At 72.8% G+C, this 19,809-nt stretch carries 18 protein-coding genes and 2 pseudogenes; 8 read left to right on the forward strand and 12 right to left on the reverse strand.

The annotated features are described in order from the left end of the window. Window positions 1–638: 638 nt before the first annotated feature. On the reverse strand, window positions 639–1,928 hold the full coding sequence (locus ACY1JF_RS03105) for a citrate synthase (RefSeq protein ID WP_462703386.1): 1,290 nt from the start codon (window positions 1,926–1,928) through the stop codon (window positions 639–641). A 204-nt stretch (window positions 1,929–2,132) separates the two neighbouring features. Next, on the reverse strand, window positions 2,133–4,394 hold the full coding sequence (gene recD2 / locus ACY1JF_RS03110) for an SF1B family DNA helicase RecD2 (protein WP_462703387.1): 2,262 nt from the start codon (window positions 4,392–4,394) through the stop codon (window positions 2,133–2,135). A 68-nt stretch (window positions 4,395–4,462) separates the two neighbouring features. Between recD2 and ACY1JF_RS03115 the strand changes: the two are divergent. From ACY1JF_RS03115 to ACY1JF_RS03125, 3 genes and pseudogenes are all read left to right on the forward strand, one after another. Further along, a pseudogene (locus tag ACY1JF_RS03115) lies at window positions 4,463–5,040 on the forward strand (Uma2 family endonuclease). A 119-nt stretch (window positions 5,041–5,159) separates the two neighbouring features. Next, window positions 5,160–5,840 carry a hypothetical protein gene (locus ACY1JF_RS03120; protein ID WP_462703388.1) on the forward strand — a complete coding sequence of 227 codons (681 nt, stop codon included), beginning with the start codon at window positions 5,160–5,162 and terminating at the stop codon, window positions 5,838–5,840. A gap of 497 nt (window positions 5,841–6,337) precedes the next feature. Continuing rightward, complete coding sequence (locus tag ACY1JF_RS03125; protein WP_462703389.1) at window positions 6,338–6,655, forward strand: hypothetical protein; 318 nt, start codon at window positions 6,338–6,340, stop codon at window positions 6,653–6,655. Here ACY1JF_RS03125 and ACY1JF_RS03130 read toward each other — a convergent pair. Together ACY1JF_RS03130 and ACY1JF_RS03135 are read right to left on the reverse strand one after the other, a co-directional pair. Next, the gene (locus tag ACY1JF_RS03130; protein ID WP_462703390.1) at window positions 6,630–7,535 is read right to left on the reverse strand and encodes a hypothetical protein; all 906 of its coding nucleotides are present in this window, start codon (window positions 7,533–7,535) and stop codon (window positions 6,630–6,632) included. The two genes, ACY1JF_RS03125 and ACY1JF_RS03130, sit on opposite strands and share 26 nt — an antisense overlap. A gap of 42 nt (window positions 7,536–7,577) precedes the next feature. Next, entirely contained in the window at window positions 7,578–8,087 is a 510-nt protein-coding gene (locus ACY1JF_RS03135; RefSeq protein ID WP_462703391.1) for a pyridoxamine 5'-phosphate oxidase family protein, read from the reverse strand. Window positions 8,088–8,115: 28 nt separating this feature from the next. Here ACY1JF_RS03135 and ACY1JF_RS03140 point away from each other — a divergent pair. Continuing rightward, window positions 8,116–8,529: pseudogene (locus ACY1JF_RS03140) on the forward strand (type 1 periplasmic-binding domain-containing protein); the annotation flags it as partial. Window positions 8,530–8,579: 50 nt separating this feature from the next. Beyond that, window positions 8,580–9,482, forward strand: coding sequence for a ribokinase (locus ACY1JF_RS03145; protein ID WP_462703392.1), 903 nt, complete (start codon window positions 8,580–8,582; stop codon window positions 9,480–9,482). 269 nt (window positions 9,483–9,751) lie between these two features. Here ACY1JF_RS03145 and ACY1JF_RS03150 read toward each other — a convergent pair whose 3' ends face one another. Genes ACY1JF_RS03150 through ACY1JF_RS03160 form a run of 3 tightly spaced genes read right to left on the reverse strand, consistent with a single transcriptional unit; the run spans window position 9,752 to window position 12,878 of the window. Next, a complete protein-coding gene (locus ACY1JF_RS03150; RefSeq protein WP_462703393.1) occupies window positions 9,752–10,582 on the reverse strand; it encodes a sugar phosphate isomerase/epimerase family protein in 831 nt (276 codons plus the stop codon). After that, window positions 10,579–11,730 carry a dihydrodipicolinate synthase family protein gene (locus ACY1JF_RS03155; protein WP_462703394.1) on the reverse strand — a complete coding sequence of 384 codons (1,152 nt, stop codon included), beginning with the start codon at window positions 11,728–11,730 and terminating at the stop codon, window positions 10,579–10,581. Before ACY1JF_RS03155 ends, ACY1JF_RS03150 begins: the two co-directional genes overlap by 4 nt. Beyond that, window positions 11,727–12,878: a Gfo/Idh/MocA family protein gene (locus tag ACY1JF_RS03160; RefSeq protein ID WP_462703395.1), complete on the reverse strand. Its 1,152-nt coding sequence runs from the start codon at window positions 12,876–12,878 to the stop codon at window positions 11,727–11,729. Before ACY1JF_RS03160 ends, ACY1JF_RS03155 begins: the two co-directional genes overlap by 4 nt. Window positions 12,879–13,048: 170 nt before the next feature. Between ACY1JF_RS03160 and ACY1JF_RS03165 the strand changes: the two genes are divergently transcribed. Continuing rightward, window positions 13,049–14,095 carry a LacI family DNA-binding transcriptional regulator gene (locus ACY1JF_RS03165; RefSeq protein WP_462703396.1) on the forward strand — a complete coding sequence of 349 codons (1,047 nt, stop codon included), beginning with the start codon at window positions 13,049–13,051 and terminating at the stop codon, window positions 14,093–14,095. 615 nt (window positions 14,096–14,710) lie between these two features. After that, window positions 14,711–15,511 carry a sugar phosphate isomerase/epimerase family protein gene (locus tag ACY1JF_RS03170; protein ID WP_462703397.1) on the forward strand — a complete coding sequence of 267 codons (801 nt, stop codon included), beginning with the start codon at window positions 14,711–14,713 and terminating at the stop codon, window positions 15,509–15,511. 18 nt (window positions 15,512–15,529) lie between these two features. Here ACY1JF_RS03170 and ACY1JF_RS03175 read toward each other — a convergent pair whose 3' ends face one another. The 5 genes from ACY1JF_RS03175 to ACY1JF_RS03195 all read right to left on the reverse strand — a co-directional run bounded on the left by ACY1JF_RS03175 (window position 15,530) and on the right by ACY1JF_RS03195 (window position 18,651). Continuing rightward, window positions 15,530–16,615, reverse strand: coding sequence for a DUF2637 domain-containing protein (locus ACY1JF_RS03175; protein ID WP_462703398.1), 1,086 nt, complete (start codon window positions 16,613–16,615; stop codon window positions 15,530–15,532). Between the two features lie 106 nt (window positions 16,616–16,721). Further along, window positions 16,722–16,847 (reverse strand): hypothetical protein, encoded by a 126-nt coding sequence (locus ACY1JF_RS03180; RefSeq protein ID WP_462703399.1) that lies wholly within the window; start codon window positions 16,845–16,847, stop codon window positions 16,722–16,724. A 268-nt stretch (window positions 16,848–17,115) separates the two neighbouring features. Then, window positions 17,116–17,340, reverse strand: a complete 225-nt coding sequence (locus ACY1JF_RS03185; protein ID WP_462703400.1) for a hypothetical protein — start codon at window positions 17,338–17,340, stop codon at window positions 17,116–17,118. 50 nt (window positions 17,341–17,390) lie between these two features. Beyond that, window positions 17,391–17,699, reverse strand: coding sequence for a hypothetical protein (locus tag ACY1JF_RS03190; protein ID WP_462703401.1), 309 nt, complete (start codon window positions 17,697–17,699; stop codon window positions 17,391–17,393). After that, window positions 17,662–18,651 (reverse strand): EamA family transporter, encoded by a 990-nt coding sequence (locus ACY1JF_RS03195; protein ID WP_462703402.1) that lies wholly within the window; start codon window positions 18,649–18,651, stop codon window positions 17,662–17,664. The genes ACY1JF_RS03190 and ACY1JF_RS03195 overlap by 38 nt, the downstream gene beginning before the upstream one ends. A gap of 231 nt (window positions 18,652–18,882) precedes the next feature. Between ACY1JF_RS03195 and ACY1JF_RS03200 the strand changes: the two genes are divergently transcribed. Next, complete coding sequence (locus ACY1JF_RS03200) at window positions 18,883–19,800, forward strand: LysR family transcriptional regulator (RefSeq protein ID WP_462703403.1); 918 nt, start codon at window positions 18,883–18,885, stop codon at window positions 19,798–19,800. The last annotated feature ends 9 nt before the right edge of the window (window positions 19,801–19,809 follow it).

The raw sequence follows: 19,809 nt of genomic DNA on the forward strand, positions 1-19,809 counted from the left end.
GGTACCCCTGGAGTCCGGCACCCGTCTCCCATAAGCTCTTCACAAGGCTCGCGCATCTTCCTTACGCTGGGGTCTCGTTCGGCATACCGGTCTCCCGTCCATCTGACGGACATGGGTGGGAGACGCAGCTCACAGTGGCCCGAACGTAACCAACGGAGGGGTTCGAAGGTCTAAGTTGACAATGTCAGGGAGCGTCTTGGGGGGCGCGAACTGGCGTCCGGGGATGTCTTGGGGGACTTTCCCGGATGGGGGCACCTCCCGGCTCGAACGCAGTTGAGAGCCGGGGGAGCGTTGCCGGGGCAGTACGTACACCGGGAAGCTTTGAGCGGCCCTCCCGAGGTGCGCTGTCCCGGCAGACCGCAGCAGTACGGAGATGGCACAGCAGTACAGCGATTCAGGCGCTGTTCTCTCAGACGCCCGGCCGGATCCCGTGGGGGGAATCCGCACCGGGACATGGGAAGGCGCCCTGGTCGCCGGCCCGTGGGGGGACCGGCGCCAGGGCGCCTTCCGCTTGTCCGGGAACGCCGCCGGGCGCGTCCGCGAGCGGACGTGAACACCACCGGGCGCACCCGCAAACGAAACGAAGGAGTCCCGCACCGCCGCGAGGCGGTACGGGACCCTGGACGGTTCCCCGGGGCTCAGCGCTCCTCGACGGGGACGAAGTCGCGCTCGACCACGCCGGTGTAGATCTGGCGCGGGCGGCCGATGCGGGAACCCGGTTCCTTGATCATCTCGTGCCACTGGGCGATCCAGCCCGGCAGCCGGCCCAGGGCGAACAGGACCGTGAACATCTCGGTCGGGAAGCCCATGGCCCGGTAGATCAGACCGGTGTAGAAGTCGACGTTCGGGTAGAGGCTGCGCGAGACGAAGTAGTCGTCGGAGAGCGCGTGCTCCTCCAGCTTCAGGGCGATGTCCAGCAGCTCGTCGGACTTGCCGAGGGCGGAGAGGACGTCGTGCGCGGCGGCCTTGATGATCTTGGCGCGCGGGTCGAAGTTCTTGTAGACCCGGTGGCCGAAGCCCATCAGGCGGACGCCGTCCTCCTTGTTCTTCACCTTGCGGATGAAGGAGTCGACGTCGCCGCCGGCGTCGCGGATGCCTTCCAGCATCTCCAGCACCGACTGGTTGGCACCGCCGTGCAGCGGGCCCCACAGCGCGTTGATGCCGGCCGAGATCGACGCGAACATGTTGGCCTGGGACGAACCCACCAGGCGGACCGTGGAGGTCGAACAGTTCTGCTCGTGGTCCGCGTGCAGGATCAGCAGCTTGTCCAGGGCCGCGACGACCGTCGGGTCGAGGTCGTACTCCTGAGCCGGCACCGAGAACGTCATGCGCAGGAAGTTCTCGACGTAGCCGAGGTCGTTGCGCGGGTAGACGAAGGGGTGGCCGACCGACTTCTTGTACGCGTACGCCGCGATCGTCGGGAGCTTGGCGAGCAGGCGGATCGTGGAGAGGTTGCGCTGCTGCTCGTCGAACGGGTTGTGGCTGTCCTGGTAGAACGTGGACAGCGCCGAGACCACCGACGACAGCATGGCCATCGGGTGGGCGTCGCGCGGGAAGCCCTTGTAGAAGTTCTTGACGTCCTCGTGCAGCAGGGTGTGCTGCGTGATCTCGTTCTGGAACGCCGTGAGCTGGTCGACCGTCGGCAGCTCGCCGTTGATCAGCAGGTAGGCGACCTCCAGGAAGGTGGAGCGCTCGGCCAGCTGCTCGATCGGGTAACCGCGGTAGCGGAGGATGCCGGCTTCGCCGTCCAGATAGGTGATGGCGGATTTGTAGGCGGCGGTGTTGCCGTAACCGCTGTCCAGCGTGACCAGACCGGTCTGGGCGCGGAGCTTCCCGATGTCGAAGCCCTTGTCGCCGACGGTGCTGTCGATCACCGGGTAGGTGTACTCGCCGTCGCCGTACCGCAGTACTACAGAGTTGTCGCTCACGTCTTCCCTCACCGACGTAGTGCCTCATCTTCGAGGTGCCCTGACTGTCTCTACCATCCCCCACTTGGCTCAGGAGAGTGCACTCGGGGTCGACCATCGGGCCTATCGGCGGCACTGAGTGCCGCCAACTTGCTCATACTGCCCCCTGCGCCCCCCTTCGGGAAGTGGTCTGTGACCTTCGCGACTCATTTGATCGATCATTTGTTACGCGGTGGGGGTCCCGAGCCGGAAATCCAGCGCCGTGCAGCGCCGTCCGGCGGAGACCGTGCGGACCGCCTGCCCGATGGCCTTGCGCGAACCGACGAGGACGACCAGCTTCTTCGCCCGGGTGACCGCCGTATACAGCAGGTTGCGCTGGAGCATCATCCAGGCCCCCGTGGTCACCGGGATCACCACCGCCGGGTACTCGCTGCCCTGCGAGCGGTGGATGGTCACCGCGTAGGCGTGCGCCAGCTCGTCCAGTTCGTCGAAGTCGTACGGGACCTCCTCGTCCTCGTCGGTCAGCACGGTCAGCCGCTGTTCCACCGGGTCGAGGGAGGTGACGACGCCCACCGTGCCGTTGAAGACGCCGTTCTCCCCTTTCTCGTAGTTGTTCCTGATCTGTGTGACCTTGTCGCCGACTCTGAAAACACGTCCGCCGAACCGCTTCTCGGGGAGGTCGGGGCGGCCCGGGGTGACGGCCTGCTGGAGGAGCCCGTTGAGCGTGCCCGCGCCGGCCGGTCCCCGGTGCATCGGCGCCAGTACCTGCACGTCCCGGCGCGGGTCGAGCCCGAACCTGGCCGGGATGCGCCGGGCCGCCACGTCGACGGTGAGCCGGCCCGCCTCCTCGGTGTCGTCCTCGACGAAGAGGAAGAAGTCCTTCATGCCGTCGGTGACCGGGTGCTGACCGGAGTTGATCCGGTGCGCGTTGGTCACCACGCCCGACTGCTGGGCCTGGCGGAAGACGCGGGTGAGGCGGACGGCGGGGACGGGGCCGCCGTCGGCGAGGAGGTCGCGCAGGACCTCGCCGGCGCCGACGGACGGCAACTGGTCCACGTCCCCGACGAACAGCAGATGCGCTCCCGGCGGAACGGCCTTCACCAGCTTGTTGGCGAGCAGCAGGTCCAGCATCGACGCCTCGTCGACCACCACCAGGTCGGCGTCGAGCGGCCGGTCCCGGTCGTAGGCGGCGTCGCCGCCCGGCTTCAGCTCCAGCAGCCGGTGGACGGTGGACGCCTCGGCACCGGTCAGCTCCGCCAGCCGCTTGGCGGCCCGCCCGGTGGGCGCGGCGAGCACGACCTTGGCCTTCTTCGCGCGGGCCAGCTCCACCACCGAGCGGACCGTGAACGACTTGCCGCAGCCCGGCCCGCCGGTGAGCACGGCGACCTTCTCGGTGAGCGCCAGCTTCACGGCGGCCTCCTGCTCGGGCGCCAGATCCGTGCCCGTGCGCCCCTTCAGCCACCCGAGCGCCTTGTCCCACCGGACGTCCTGGAAGCCCGGCATCCGGTCCTCCTCGGCCCGCAGCAGCCGCCGCAGCTGCCCCGCCAGCGACAGCTCGGCCCGGTGGAAGGGCACCAGGTACACGGCGGTGACGGGCTCCCCGCCCTCCGGGCCGGGCACCTTCTCCCGTACGACGCCGGGGTCCGCGCCCTCCTCCTCCGGCTCGGCGGCCAGTTCGCCGAGGCACTCGATGACGAGCCCGGTGTCGACCTGGAGCAGTTTGACCGCGTCGGCGATCAGCCGCTCCTCGGGAAGGTAGCAGTGCCCCTGGTCGGTGGCCTGGCTCAGCGCGTACTGGAGCCCGGCCTTCACCCGGTCCGGGCTGTCGTGCGGGATGCCGACGGACCGGGCGATCTTGTCGGCGGTGAGGAACCCGATGCCCCAGACGTCGGCGGCGAGCCGGTAGGGCTGGTTCTTCACGACGGAGATCGAGGCGTCGCCGTACTTCTTGTAGATCCGCACGGCGATGGAGGTGGACACCTCCACCGTCTGGAGGAAGAGCATGACCTCCTTGATCGCCTTCTGCTCCTCCCAGGCGTCGGCGATCTTCTTGGTGCGTTTGGGCCCCAGGCCCGGGACCTCGATCAGCCGCTTGGGCTCCTCCTCGATGACGGTGAGCGTGTCGAGGCCGAAGTGCTGGGTGATGCGGTCGGCGAAGACCGGCCCGATGCCCTTGACCAGACCGGAACCGAGGTAGCGGCGGATGCCCTGGACGGTGGCGGGCAGGACGGTGGTGTAGTTCTCGACGTGGAACTGCTTGCCGTACTGGGGATGCGACCCCCAGCGGCCCTCCATCCGCAGCGACTCCCCCACCTGCGCGCCGAGCAGCGCGCCGACCACCGTGAGCAGGTCGCCGGCGCCCCTGCCGGTGTCGACGCGGGCGACCGTGTAGCCGTTCTCCTCGTTGGCGTACGTGATGCGCTCCAGGACGCCTTCGAGCACGGCGAGCCGCCGTTCGCCGGGGGCCGCCGCGGACTGGTCGTTCATGGTTCGACGGTACCGGGGGGCTGTGACAGCGGACGGTCCGGCAGGGAGTCGCTCAGTAGTCCTGACGCATGGACTACGCCGAGATGCGCGCCATCGCTGCGGATCTCGGGTCCTACGCCGAGCAGCTCGAAGGAGCTTGGAGCGTTGAGATCGGGCCGTCCGGTCCGATACTGGCCATGATGTGTCCCTCGAAGCGGCACAAGGGCACGATCCGACGCATCCGCAATCAGCTCAACACGCAGCTTCCTGCCACCCGCCCGGGCCACGTCTGCGAGAACGGCCCCGAGATCGAGCACCCGGCGATCGGCCGCATGCGCCGGCCCGGCGCCGTGGTCATCCCGAGACCGCCCTGGACGAGGAGGGGCTCGCCGTCGACGCTGCGCAGGTGCTGGCCGTCATCGAGATCGTCTCTCCGTCCGACCCGAGCAACGACTACGACGCGAAGCTGGCCGACTGTCCGGCCATGGGCATCCCGCTCCACCTGATCGTCGACCCGCGCACCGGCACGATCGAGGTGCACTCCGAGCCCTGCAAGGGCCGTTACCTCAGCAAGGAGCCGTACGTCTTCGGCGACTCGGTGCCGTTCGGGCTGTGGACCGTGGAGACGTCGGAGTTCCGGCGGTACGGGAAGGACGGCAGGCCCTAGGGAGGCCCTGGGGCAGGGTGCGGGGCGGCTGTTACACGGATGTCGATCTTCGCGGTAACCGTTCAGGCCCGTTGATCGTCTTGTCTTGCACCAAGTCGCTCCTGGAACGGTGTCCCCTCATGAGATCCGCGCGTCCCGCCCTGTTCGACCGTCTGCCCGGCCGGCCCATCGCCGCGGCCCTGGCCGCCGCCGGGGTGCTCGCCGGCGTACTGGTCGGCCGAGGAGGTCTGGACACCGTGGTCGGGTGCGGCATCCCGCAGGACGCCTACGCGTCGCAGACCGCGTCGGACTGGGTCACTGGCGCCGACCACGTCGTCGTGGCGACGCCCACCGGCGAGAAGGAGATCAACCGGGAGGACTACACCGAGGGATCGGTGAAGTACACGGCGGACCGGGAGGTGACCTTCCGCGCGGACGATGTCCTGTGGTCCGCCGGGTCGCCCCGGCACGAACTGGGCGACGGATTCGACATGGTCGCCCCCGGGTGGCGGGTCTACGAGAGCGGTACGCGCGTCAAGCGGACGGCCGCGGCGGCGCCCCGGCTGGAGACCGGGCACACCTACCTGCTCGCGCTGCGCTGGGTCGACGACGGCTGGGTGGTGCTCGGGGAGGGCGCGGCCGTGCCGTTCGACGACCATGTCGCCGGGCAGGGCGAGTGGTGCGGGCGGGTGCTGAGCAAGGAGGACGTGTCGCTCGGGGAGCGGTTCTCCCGGAAGGACGACGACAGCCTGGAGAAGGCGGTCTTCGGCCGGGACGAGGAGGCTGTCGGCGCGGCGCTGCGGAAGGCGCGGAAGTCCTGAGCGGTCGGGTGGGGGTGGCGTCGGGAGCACCTGCGCCTCCGCCTCGCTCGCCGTCTGCCCGAAGGACTCGACGAAGGCGGTGAAGGAGGGCGCCGGGAAGGTGCGGACGGGCGCGTGGGGGGTCTCGGAGCCGCGGAGCGCCGTCGCGGCCCGGGACACACCGGGCCGGACAAGCGGGTGACGGTGGGTGGGGGCAGCAGGGGGAGCGGGGGGCGGTCGGGGGTGGCGGTGTCCCCGCCTGAGAAGGGATGGCACTTCGGACCGAAGCGCCATCCCTTTTCGGGACACGCGTCGCACAAGGGGAGCGATCCGGACATCTGTCGCAACGCCGATGACGCGTCCGCCTCCTGAATCCCACTCACACCACAACGCGCGAGTTGTCCCGGTGCCCTGGCGTGCCCTCATCGGCCCGGCTACTTTCGACGTACGAGATGCCCAAACCGGGGCATCCCTGCATAGGGGGAACATTGCGCAAGCTCGCTGCAACGGTCGCCGGCATGACTCTCGCCCTGGGTGCCCTCGGGGTCACCCTGGCGCCGAGCGCCACGGCCGCGACGCCCTGTCCGTCCGGCGCGGTCTGCATCCGCGAGACGAACGGCACCATCCTGAACAAGAACATCTTCTACAGCTACGGCGCCCACAACCTGTCCAACGTGACCGGTACCCGGGTGATCGTGAACAACCAGACGGGAGGCGCCGGCTTCCAGATCTGCAAGGGGTACAACGGGACCAACTGCTACCCCGTGCAGCGCGCCACGGGCGCCTACGCGCCGTACGACTTCACGCCGATCAACTCGGTCGTGCTCGTGCGGTAAGGGCGGTGGGCGGTGCCGTGCGGGCGGCCGGCGCTCCGGCCCCGCACGGCACCGCCGTCTCATCGGCGGTCGGTGGCGGTGTCGAGGAGTTCGCGGGCCGCGGGGACGAAGTCGGTGCGTGCCGCGTCGAACTGCCGGAGGAATTGGGCGTGTTCGCCGACCATGCGCAGGCCGCCTCCCATGAGGGGCCGCCGAGCAGGGCGTGCCGCTGTTCGGCCGTGAACAGGCCGCACGCGTCCAGGACCTCGGCCGCGCGGTGGCACGCGGATGCGGAGGCGGACCGGTCCGCTCGGCCGGTGTCGTGGCGGCAGGCGGCTTCGCGCAGTCGGGTCAGTGCCCGGTGGGCCGCGCGGGCGAGGGCGGACGGGGGCCCGCTGTCGGCCTGGTCCGTCGCGGCGCCGGTTGCCGTAGTCAGCGCGCGCATGGCGGTGGCGCGGGGTGCCGGCCGTCGGGCGTGCTCGTCGGCCACGAGGCAACGCCGCTGTGCCGTCCGCGCGAGGGCCGTGAGAGGGGCCGGGCCCTCCGGCTCCACCACCGCGAAGGCCGCCGTCACCGCGCGGGAGGCGGCCGACAGGGCGGCGGCGTCGAGGAGTTCGGGCCGGGCGGCCAGTTCCTTCACCTCGTCGAGCGCGGTGACGAACACCGCGGAGGCGTCCCGTCTGATCTCCCGGCGCCGCTGCTCATGCGCGGCGCGTCGCGCGACGCGCGTCTGGTCGAGAACCGCCCGGCAGGTCATGTCGGCCTGCGCCGGCACCGCGTCCGCCTGCGCGATCGCCCCGCGCGACCGCACCCGGGCGGCGGCCAGGGCACCGACCGCCATCCCCGGGAGCGTGCGCACCGCGCCCACGATCGTGGACAGCCCGGCGGATTCCATGGCCACGCAGGGGGTGCGGATGAGTTCGCTGTGCGTCCGGCGATCCTGTCACCGGCCGTCCGGTGTCCGGGGCGTGCTCGTCGAGGACGGCCGCTGTTCCAGCCACGTCCCGTCCCGCATGACGACCCTTCCGCGCAGCTCCGGTTCGCCGCGCCAGGCGCGCACGGTCCTCGGGGTCACGCGCAGATACAGGAAGGAGCCCTCCTCCCCGCGCGGGTCCCACCCGAACTTGTCGGCGAACGCCTCCGCGGCGGGTTTGGGCACCTCTTGTTCGGTGAAGCACTCCGTCTCGCCCTGGAGGAGCACGACGTCGAAGGTGTCCGGCAGCGACAGGCGCACCCGCGGCTCCACGCGGACGTTGCGCGCGGTCACGGACGTGGCGCCGGTGCACAGCCACACGGCTCGCCCGTCCCACCGGAACCACAGCGGCACCTGGTGCGGACCGTGGTCCGGGTGAGCCGTCGACACCCATACGTCCCGCTCGGTGGTGAGCCGCCGCAGAGTGTCGCGCGTACGGTCCAACAGCGTCCGGCGGCCGGCGACCGGCGTGGCGTCCATGAGGAACGAGCTTAGCCCGGCGGGGCGCGGCGTGTCCGGGGCGCGGGACCTACGCCCCGCGACCGAGGCGGCCGGGCCGGGCGTGTCCACCGCCGCCGGCAACGGCACCGAGCAGCCCGCCGGCTCCGACCGCGCCAAGGGGCTGGACGTGACGACGAACCCGCTCCGGGCCCGCCCCGGCATCGAGCACCGAGCACCAAGCACCAAGGGCGTCTTCGTGGAGAACGGCGAGACGGCACTCGGCGCGATCACGGTGCTGGGCGCGAAGGCCGGGACGTCCGTGCGGGCCGTCGGGTCCGACGGCACGCCGGACGGGCTGAAGGCGGTCCAGGACGGCACGCTGTACGCGTCGGCGGCGGCCGCGGGGAAGAAGACCGAGGAGACGGTCAGGGTGCCGGTGAAGGTGGTCACCGAGGAGAATGTGGCCGGCTTCGACGGCTGACCGGCGGCACAGCGGCACAGGCGCGGCACTCGGATGCGGGGAGAGGGACCATGTACGACTACGACCTGCTGGTCGTGGGGTCGGCCAACGCCGACCTGGTGATCGGCGTCGAGCGGCGGCCGGGGCCCGGGGAGACGGTGCTCGGCTCCGACCTGGCCGTCCATCCGGGCGGCAAGGGCGCCAACCAGGCGGTGGCCGCAGCCCGGCTCGGGGCCCGTACGGCCCTGCTGGCCAGGGTCGGCGACGACGGGCACGGCCGGCTGCTGCTGGACGCGCAGCGGGCGGCCGGCGTCGACACGGTGGGGATCCTGGTGGGCGACGTGCCGACCGGCGTCGCGCTGATCACCGTGGACCCGTCCGGGGACAACAGCATCGTCGTCTCGCCGGGCGCCAACGGCCGGCTCGCCCCGGGTGACGTCCGGGCCGCGAGCAGCCTCTTCCACGCCTCCCGGGTGGTCTCCGCGATGCTGGAGATCCCGCTGGAGACGGTGGTGGAGGTGGTGCGGAGCCTGCCGCCGGACAGCCGTTTCGTCCTCAATCCCTCGCCGCCGCGTCCGCTGCCGCGCGAGGTGCTGGACGCCTGCGACCCGCTGATCGTCAACGAGCACGAGGCCAAGGTGATCCTCGGGACCGCCCGTGTGAGCGACGACCCCGAGGACTGGGCGCGGATCCTGCTGGCGAAGGGGCCGCGTTCGGTGGTGGTGACCCTGGGGGCCGAGGGCGCGCTGGTGGCCTCGAGGGAGGGCGTGGCGCGGGTGGCGTCGGTGGCGGTGGACGTCGTGGACACCACGGGCGCGGGCGACGCGTTCACCGCGGCGCTCGCCTACCGGCTCGGCGCGGGCGCCCCGCTCGCCGAGGCGGCGGCGTACGCGGCCCGGGTCGGCGCGGCGGCCGTGACCAAGGCGGGGGCGCAGGAGTCGTACCCGACCGCCGAGGAGGTGGCGGCGCTGTGAGGGAGGCCGGGGCCCTCTTCCGGCCCGCCCGCGCCGGGTGACACTCCGGGGGCCCGGTTCACCGACCGGGCCCCCTCGCGTTTCCCCTCCCTCAGGACCCGCGATCCCCCCGGATCTCCCCCTGCGGGTGTCCTGGCGCCATGTACGACACACCGGACGCGCGGAGGGTTGCACGAGGACGCGGAGAATTTTTCCCCGGGACGTCAGAGGGTGCCGGGGAGACGCCGGGGCGCGCGTGGGGAGACGCCGGAGCGCGTGCCGGGCAGGCGTCAGAGCGCGTGCTCCATGAACCGCCGGGCCGTCTGTGCCAGTACCTCCCGGCCGTCGCGGGCCCACAGCCCCTCGTTGAAGAGTTCCACCTCGATGGGGCCGGTGTACCCGGCCGCCTCGACGTACCCCCTCCACTGCCGCATGTCGATCGAGCCGTCCCCGATCTGGCCGCGGCCGTTGAGGACGCCCTCGGGCAGGGGGGTGGTCCAGTCGGCGAGCTGGAAGGTGTGGATACGGCCGCCCGCGCCCGCCCGCGCGATCTGCTCGGGCGCCCGGTCGTCCCACCAGACGTGGTACGTGTCCACCGTGACGCCGACCTGCTGGGCGGGGAACCGTTCGGCGAGGTCCAGGGCCTGGGCGAGGGTGGAGACCACGCAGCGGTCGGCCGCGTACATCGGGTGCAGCGGCTCGATGGCGAGGCGGACGCCGCGCTCCTCGGCGTAGGGGCCGAGTTCGGCGAGGGCGTCCGCGATGCGTTCGCGGGCGGCGGCGAGGTCCTTGTCGCCGGGCGGCAGACCGCCGGAGACCAGCACCAGGGTGTCGGTGCCGAGGGCGGCGGCCTCGTCGACGGCGCGGCGGTTGTCGGCCAGGGCGGCCTCGCGGGCGTCCGGGTCGGTGGCGGTGAGGAAGCCGCCGCGGCACAGGGTGGTGACGCGCAGGCCCGCCTCGCGGACCAGTTTCGCGGCGGCCTCGACGCCGTACTCCTGGACCGGTTCGCGCCACAGGCCGACGTTGCCGACGCCCAGGTCGCGGCAGGCGGCGGTCAGTTCTGGCAGCGTGAGCTGCTTGACCGTCATCTGGTTGACGGAGAAACGGGAGAGGTCGCTCACTGGGTGACTCCGTACAGGGAGAGCAGGGTCCGCATCCGCTCCTCGGCGAGTTTCGGGTCGGGGAACAGGCCGAGGGTGTCGGCGAGTTCGTAGGCGTGGGCCAGGTGGGGCAGGGAGCGGGCCGACTGGAGGCCGCCGACCATGGTGAAGTGGCTCTGGTGGCCGGCCAGCCAGGCCAGGAACACCACACCCGTCTTGTAGTAGCGGGTCGGGGCCCGGAAGAGGTGGCGGGAGAGGGCGACGGTCGGGTCGAGGAGGGCGCGGAACCCGTCCGTGTCACCGGTGTCCAGGACGCGGACCGCCTCGGCCGCCAGCGGTCCCAGCGGGTCGAAGATGCCGAGCAGGGCGTGGCTGAAGCCCTGGTCGTCGCCGGCGATCAGCTCGGGGTAGTGGAAGTCGTCGCCGGTGTAGCAGCGCACGCCCTGCGGCAGGCGGCGGCGCAGGGCGACCTCGCGCCGGGCGTCGAGGAGGGAGACCTTGATGCCGTCGACCTTGTCGGGGTGGGCGGCGATGACCTCCAGGAAGGTGTCGGTCGCCGCGTCGAGGTCGGACGAGCCCCAGTAGCCCTCCAGGGCCGGGTCGAACATCGGGCCGAGCCAGTGCAGGATCACCGGTTCGGCGGCCTGGCGCAGCAGGTGGCCGTAGACCTCCAGGTAGTCCTCCGGGCCCTCGGCCGTCGCGGCCAGGGCGCGGGAGGCCATCAGGATGGCCTGGGCGCCCGCCTCCTCGGTGACGGCGAGCTGCTCCTCGTAGGCGGCCCGGATGCCGGCGAGGGTGCCGGCGGTGAGCTGGTCGGTGCCGACGCCGCAGGCGATCCGGCCGCCGGCCGCCTTCGCCTCGGCGGACGAACGGCGGATCAGTTCGGCGGCGCCGGCCCAGTCCAGGCCCATGCCGCGCTGGGCGGTGTCCATCGCCTCGGCGACGCCGAGCCCGTGGGACCACAGGTGGCGGCGGAAGGCGAGGGTGGCGTCCCAGTCGACGGCGGCGGGGCCGTCGGGGGTGGTGTCGGCGTACGGGTCGGCGACGACGTGCGCGGCCGAGAAGACCGTACGGGAGGTGAAAGCGCTTCCCGTGGAGAAGGCGAGGGGCTCGGTGCGGGGCTCGTAGGCGCGCAGGGTGCCGTCGGGGCCCGGGAGGCGGAGGGTCACAGCGCGATCTCCGGCACGTCCAGACGGCGGCCCTCGGCCGAGGACCTCAGGCCCAGCTCGGCGAGCTGGACGCCGCGGGCGCCGGCCAGCAGGTCCCAGTGGTAGGGGGCGTCGGCGTAGACGTGACGCAGGAACAGCTCCCACTGGGCCTTGAAACCGTTGTCGAACTCGCCGTTGTCGGGGACCTCCTGCCACTGGTCGCGGAAGGCGTAGGTGGCGGGGACGTCGGGGTTCCAGACCGGCTTGGGGGTGGCGGAGCGGTGCTGGACGCGGCAGTCGCGCAGGCCGGCGACGGCCGAGCCCTCGGTGCCGTCGACCTGGAACTCCACCAGCTCGTCGCGGTTGACGCGGACCGCCCAGGAGGAGTTGATCTGCGCGATCGCGCCGCCGTCCAGCTCGAAGATCCCGTACGCGGCGTCGTCGGCGGTGGCGCCGTAGGGCTTGCCGTTCTCGTCCCAGCGCTGCGGGATGTGGGTGGCGGTGAGGGCCTGCACGGACGTCACCCGGCCGAACAGCTCGTGCAGCACGTACTCCCAGTGCGGGAACATGTCGACGACGATGCCGCCGCCGTCCTCGGCCCGGTAGTTCCAGGAGGGGCGCTGGGCCGACTGCCAGTCGCCCTCGAAGACCCAGTAGCCGAACTCGCCGCGCACCGACAGGATCCGGCCGAAGAAGCCGCCGTCGACGAGGCGTTTGAGCTTGAGCAGGCCCGGGAGGAACAGCTTGTCCTGGACGACGCCGTGTCTGATGCCCGCCGCCTGGGCCAGGCGGGCCAGTTCCAGGGCGCCGTCGAGGTCGGTGGCGGTGGGTTTCTCGGTGTAGACGTGCTTGCCGGCGGCGATCGCCTTCCTGATCGCCTCCTCGCGGGCCGAGGTCACCTGCGCGTCGAAGTAGATGTCGACGCCGTCGTCGGCGAGGACCGCGTCCAGGTCCGTGGAGACGTGCTCCAGGCCGTGCCGTTCGGCCAGCGCCCTGAGCGCGTGCTCACGGCGGCCGACCAGGACCGGCTCCGGCCACAGCGTGGTGCCGTCGCCCAGGTCGAGTCCGCCCTGCTCGCGCAGGGCCAGGATGGAGCGGACGAGGTGCTGGCGGTAGCCCATGCGCCCGGTCACGCCGTTCATGGCGATACGCACCGTCTTGCGTGTCACGTCATTCCCTTCGTACACGGTCCGCGCGCCGCTTCCGCCGGGACGGGCGTGATAGCAAGCGCTTTCTATCTGATACGAAGCTAGCCTGTGGACGGTGGTCCGGACAAGACCACGGCCGGGGCGGGTCGGGCGACGCGCCTTCGGGGCGCGACGATGCGGAGGACGAGGACATGACGGTGACCCTGGCGGACGTGGCGGCCCGCGCGCAGGTCTCCCCCGCGACGGTGTCGCGCGTGCTGAACGGGAACTACCCCGTCGCCGCGTCCACCCGGGAACGGGTGCTCAAGGCGGTCGACGAGCTGGACTACGTGCTGAACGGACCCGCGAGCGCCCTCGCCGCCGCCACCTCCGACCTGGTCGGCATCCTGGTGAACGACATCGCCGACCCGTTCTTCGGGATCATGGCGGGCGCGATCCAGTCCGAGATCGGCGGGCCGGGCGGCCGGGCGGGCGGCGAGCGGCTCGCCGTGGTCTGCAACACCGGCGGCTCCCCGGAGCGCGAGCTGACCTACCTCACGCTGCTGCAACGGCAGCGGGCGGCGGCCGTGGTGCTGACCGGCGGGGCGGTGGAGGACGCGCCGCACCAGACGGCCGTGGCGGCGAAGCTGCGCAGGCTCGCGGAGGCGGGGACGCGGGTGGTGCTGTGCGGGAGACCGCCGGCGCCGCAGACCGGGGCGATCGCGCTCACCTTCGACAACCGGGGCGGCGGGCGGGAGCTGACCGAGCATCTGATCGGGCTCGGGCACCGGCGCGTCGGCTACATCGCGGGGCCCGTGGAACGGACGACCACCCGGCACCGGCTGGAGGGCCACCGGGCCGCGCTCGCCGCGCACGGCATCGCGGAGGACCCGCGGTGGACGGTGCACGGGCGCTATGACCGCCGGTCCGGTTACGAGGCGACGCTGGAGCTGCTGCGCAGGGACCCGTCCCTGACGGCGGTGGTCGCCGCGAACGACTCCGTCGCGCTGGGGGCGTGCGCGGCGCTGCGGGAGTCGGGGCTGCGGATCCCGGCGGACGTGTCGGTGGCGGGCTTCGACGACCTGCCGTTCAGCGTCGACGCGGTACCGGCGCTGACGACGGTGCGGCTGCCGCTGGCGGAGGCGGGGGCGCGGGCCGGGCGGATCGCGATGGGGCGGGAGGAGGCGCCGCCCGGGGGGATCGCCACGGTGCGGGGGGAGCTGATGGTGCGGGGGTCCTCCGGCCAGCCGCGGGGGTGAGGGGGCGGTCGGTGGGGTTCAAGGGGCGGCCGGTGGGGCCCGTCGGTGCGGGCTCAGCCGTCGGCTCGCGCTCCGCCCACGGCTCGGCGTCGTGCGCCGGCCGCCCGTCCCCGCAGCGGGCCCGCGCGAGCTGCGCGGGGAGGGTGGGGAAGCGTGAGGAGGGCTGGGAGGGCGAGGGCGTAGGCGGGGAGTGCGAAGGCGGCGGGCTGGTGGTGGTGGGCTGCTGGTGGTGGGCAGCCCCATGCCGGTGCGGTTGCTGCCGGGCGAGGGCCCGGGCGATGAGCGGCGGCTCGTCGTGATGCCGGTGTCCCCCGGTGGCGGCAGGACGATTTCCCCGGACGAGGACTTCCTCGCGGCTCTCAGCCGGTCCTCCCAGCCCCCGCGCGGCTTCGAACCAGTCCCCGGGCCCCCGCGGGCTTCGAACCAGTCCCCCGACCCCCACGCGGCTTCGAACCAGTCCCCGGCCCCCGTGGGCTTCGAACCAGTCCCCCGGCCACCGCGCGGCTTCGAGCCGGTCCCCCGGCCTCCGCGCCGACCGGTGCGCGGGTCCGCGTCCACCGCGCGTCAGGCGTGCGCGGGGAGTGAGGAACGGCGCGGCGGGTACTGTCCGGAAACATGAAGCTCGCGTTCTCCACCCTCGGCGTCCCCGGAATGCCCGTGACCGACGTGCTGCGGCTCGCGACCGAGCACGGCTGGCACGGGATCGAACTGCGCGCCCACCCCGAGGAACCGGTGCACCCCGGCCTGTCCTCCGCCGAACGGGCCGCGGTGGCCGCCGAGTTCGAGGCGGCCGGCGTCGCGGTCCTGTGTGTCGCGGGCTACGTGCGGGTCGCGGCCCCCGGCGACGACGCCCCCGTCCTCGCGGAGATCCGGGACCTGCTCGGCCTCGCCCGCGACCTGGGCGCCCCGTACGTGCGGGTCTTCCCCGGCGGCGGCACCGAGCAGAGCCCCGAGGAGGCGGACGCGACGGCCGCCCGGCGGCTGGGCACGGCCGCCGAGTACGCCACCGAGGCGGGGGTGCGGATCCTCCTGGAGACCCATGACTCACACCGCACGGGCGCCGACGCGATCCGCGTCCTCGGCCTGGTCGGGCACCGCCAGGCCGGTGCGCTGTGGGACGTGATGCACACCTGGCTGGGCGGCGAGCAGCCGGCGGAGTCCTTCGCCGCGCTCTCCCCGCACCTCGGCTATGTGCAGGTCAAGGACATCGCCTCCGCGGACGACACCACGCCGCTGCCGCTCGGTCAGGGCGTGCTGCCGCTCACCGAGTGCGTGGACCTGCTCTCCCGGCACGGCTGGGACGGCTGGCTGTGCTGGGAGTACGAGAAGCGGTGGTACGAGGACGCCGCCCCGCTGCCCGATGTCCTGGACGCGGGACGGCGGCACCTGGCCCGGCTGCTCAACGAGTCGGCCTGAGCCGGGCGGACCCGGCGGTCAGCCGGTCCGGGGGGCCGGGAAGGACCGGGACCGACCGGTCGGCCGGGTCCGCAGCGGGCGGCCGTTGCTGATCACGTACGTCATGACGGGCTGCTCCGGCGTCCGGGCCGGCGGCGTGGGCGCGGGCGCGGGACCGCGGGGTTCACGGCGGGCGTCGTACCGGACGCCGGAGGTGGTGGCCGGGACGGCGGGGGCGGGGGCCGTCGGATTCGGGGCGTCCGCGTCCGTCGTCGTGTCAGATGTCGCGTGAGACGTCACAGCAGGTGCCGCGTGAGACGTCGTGTCAGGCGGCCCGCCCGTCCCGGTCTTGCGGTCCGGTTCGGCCGGCTGCCGGGGCTCGGGGCGTACGCGGTGGCGCGGGGCGCGGCGCCTGGGCGGCCGGGTCAGGGTGATCTGCCGTACCAGTTGCTGGAAGCAGGCGAGGGAGGCCAGGCCGGGCAGGGCCGCGGCGGCCACGTCGACGACGGTGCCGGGCGCCTGGAGCACGCACAGGAAGACCGCGATCAGCGAGAAGCCCAGGACGACGCACCAGGCGTGCAGGGCACGGCGCTGGTGCAGCGCCGCCCGCAGGACGGAGAGCGACGCCACGAGCCAGGGGCCGAAGACCAGCAGGGGCCACCAGGCGACCACATCGGGCTCCAGCCGCGTGACGGCGACGACGCGGAGCGGGTCGTAGGCCACGATGCCGCTCAGCAGGCTCACTCCGGAGGCGATGACGGTGGCGAGCGCCGCGGTGGCGTAACTGACGGCCTCGATGCCGCGGGGGCCGCGCGGCGGGCGGGGCGGACGGGCCCGGCGGTGGCCGCGGCCGGTCCGGGGCCCCTTCAGCGGGGGCAGTTCCTCCGTGCTGTCCCGCGGGTTCCCCAGGGGGCTGCCCGGCGCCGGGGCGGCGGCCGGTGTCTCGTCGCGGCCGTCCGCGCCGTCCCCCCACCGGACCGGCGGCGGTGGCCCTCCGGGGCGCTGCTCCTCCAGCGCGTCCTGGAGCATGACGGCCAGTTCCTCGTCCCAGGACATGTCCGGCAGGAAGGGTTCCGCGTCGTCGGCGGGAGCGCGGTGCCGGCCGCGGCCCGCCTCGTCGTACACGCCGGTGGTGCGGTTCGGGTGGGAATTCGGGTAAGAAGCCGCGTAAGGTCCCGTGAATTCGCGGCCGTAAACGGGTTCGTCGTCATACACGTTAAATAGGGCCCGATCATTCAGCTCGCGACAGTACTGACCATTCTTTGATCGCGCCCAAGCGGCGGGTGAAATCGTCCTGCAGCTCACCCAGCACGTCCAGGAAATCCCGCAGAATCGGTTCCGTCACTCTGAGGGTCACGGGGAGTCCACCTTTCGACAGAGTTCCGTTCACCGGGGTCGCCGAGTACACCGGCGCGTGGACATACGTATAAGAACCCAACGAGAGCACGTTCGACGCGGCCGTGCACCCAGTCACCTCGCTCATGTTCCGACTAACGCCGGGTCACTCCACCGGATGCGCGGCACACGGGTGAACAATTAGCCGGACAAGTCATTTATTAGAAGCGCGCCGACGGGACGAAAAGAGGCTTTGTTCCATAGTCGTACCGGCAGTACCCCGCGGCTCCTCACGCCGCGCCGGCCGCGACCTTCCGGGCCGGCCGCTCGTGGCACCCGGGTCGCTCCGCCGCAGTGATCGAGCGGCCGGCGGAGTCCCGCGACCGGTCCTCCTCGCCGAGGACCCAGGAGCGGGACCGGTTGCGCGGGACGCCCTCGAAGCGGGCGCCCGCCGACTCGACGGCGGCGCGGGAGCGGCTGTCGCGGGCGTCCGTCCTCAGGTCGGCGCGGGCCACTCCCCAGACCTCGAAGGCGTGCCGGAGGAGGAGCAGTTCGGCCTCGGTGGTCAGCCCGGTGCCCTGGGCCGAGCGGACGAGCCGGGTGAAGCCGGCCCCTCCACGGCGTCCAGGGCGTCGTCCGTCCGCCGGGACCGGGGCTCCCAGCAGGCCGTGGCGCCGACGGTCCGGCCGGTGGCGAGGGGGATTCGGGCGCAGGGGGCGAGGCGCCCGGAGTCCGCCCCGGCGAGCCGCGCGTCGAGGCAGGCGTCGGCCTCGCCGGCCCTCGGCACCCAGGTGTGGACACAGGTGGCGCGGTCCTCCTCGGCCACCTCGGCGAGGTCAGCCGCGTGCCGCCGGGCCGGCGGCTCCAGCCGCACCGGCGTGCCGTCGCGGGCCGGGGCCTTCATCGTGAACGGCACCGGCCGCGTCGTTCCCGCCGCCGACGGGGCCGTCGAACGGTTTTCCGGTCCGCCGGTGCCGGGACGGCAGGGAGGTCAACGCCACCCCGCCCACCAGCAGCGCCGCCGCGCACCAGCGGGCCGGGGAGACCGACTCGCCCAGGAACAGCGCCGCCGACGACATCCCGAACACCGGCACCAGCAGCGAGAACGGCGCGACCGCCGAGGCCGGGTGACGGCGCAGCAGCCAGCCCCAGGCGCCGAAGCCGAAGACGGTCGTGACCCAGGCGACGTAGACCACCGTGCCCGCGCCCTGCCAGTCCAGCGCGCGTAGGGCCGCCCAGTCGGCGGAGGGACCCTCGACGAGCAGGGACAGGGCGAGCAGGGGCAGCACCGGGACGGTGCTCACCCACACCATGAAGTTCAGCGAGTCGGGCGGGGACGCCTTGCGGGTCAGGACGTTGGAGACGCCCCAGCAGGCCGCCGCCGCGACCACCAGGGCGAAGGCGCCCAGCGGGCCGGAGGCGCCCTCGTCCCAGGCCGCGACACCGATGCCGGACAGGGCCACCGCCATGCCCGCCACCCGCACGCGCGTGGGCCGCTCCCCCAGGACCGCCCCGGCGATCACGGCCGTGAACACCGCCTGGATCTGGAGCACCAGGGAGGACAGCCCGGCCGGCATGCCCGCGTCCATGCCCACGAACAGCAGGCCGAACTTGGCCACCCCGAGCACCAGCCCCACCGACACGGTCCACTTCCACGCCACCTTCGGGCGGCCCACCAGGAACACCGCGGGGAGCGCGGCGGCCAGGAAGCGCAGGGCGGAGAAGAGCAACGGCGGGAAGCGGTCGAGGCCGATCTCTATGACGGTGAAGTTGACGCCCCATACGGCGGCGACGAGGACGGCGAGGACGAGGTGGGACGGTCGCATACGCCGAGGATGACCGGTGAGGACCGTGAAGCACCAGCGATGAATACTGCATGATTGGATGAAGCAACGCTGAAATGATACCGGCGGGTCACTGGTGGGCCGCTGAACGGACGACTGACGCGCCAGCGATGGAGCGCTGGACCACTGCTGGACCGCTGGATCGCTGGCGCGTCAGTGACGGATCACTGACGGGTCACTGACGCATCACGACCGATGACCGCGGGAGGACCGGTGCTCGATCTCCAGCGACTGCGCGCTCTGCACGCCGTCTCGGTGCACGGCACGGTCGGCGCCGCCGCCACCGCGCTGGGCTACACGCCGTCCGCCGTCTCCCAGCAGATCGCCAAGCTGGAGCGGGAGACCCGGACGGTGCTCCTCGAACGGGAGGGGCGGGGCGTACGGCTCACCGCCGAGGCGCGTCGACTCGCCGAAACGGCGCGCGAGTTGATGAGCATCGTGGAGCGGGCCGAGACGGAACTGGAGGAGCGGCGGGGGCGGCCGGCCGGGCGGCTGGCCATCGCCGCGTTCGCGTCGGCGGCGCGCGGGCTGCTGCCCGGCGTACTGGCGGAACTGGCCCGGGAGCACCCCGCGCTGGACGCGCGCCTGACCGAGGTCGACCCGCACCTGTCGGTGGGGCTGGTGGCCAAGGGGGCGGTCGACCTGGTGGTGGCGCACGACTGGGACATCGCGCCGCTGCCCGCGCCGGCCGGGGTGGAGCAGGCGCTCATCGGGCACGACCTGTGCGACCTGCTCGTCCCCGAGGGACACCCCTTCGCCGGGCGGGACGCGGTACGGCGGGAGGAGCTGGGCGGCGAGCGGTGGATCTGCCAGCCGCCGGGCCGGGTCTGCCACGACTGGCTGGTGCGGACGCTGCGGGCCGCCGGGCACGAGCCCGACATCGTGCACCAGGCCGACGAGAACCCGACGCTGGTCGCGCTGGTCGCCGCCGGGCTCGGCGTCGCGCTCATCCCCCGCCTCGGGCGCGGGCCGCTGCCCGCCGGGGTGGTGGAGGTGCCGCTCGACCCGATGCCGGTACGGCGGCTGTACGCGCTGTGGCGGACGGGGGCGGCCCGGCGACCGGCGATCGCGGAGACGGTACGGGCGCTGCGCGCGCACTGGCCGGCCGTCTCGGCCCACGCCCGGGACTGACCCCGGGGC

The sequence above is a fragment of the Streptomyces sp. SYSU D01066-1 genome (assembly GCF_054956795.1).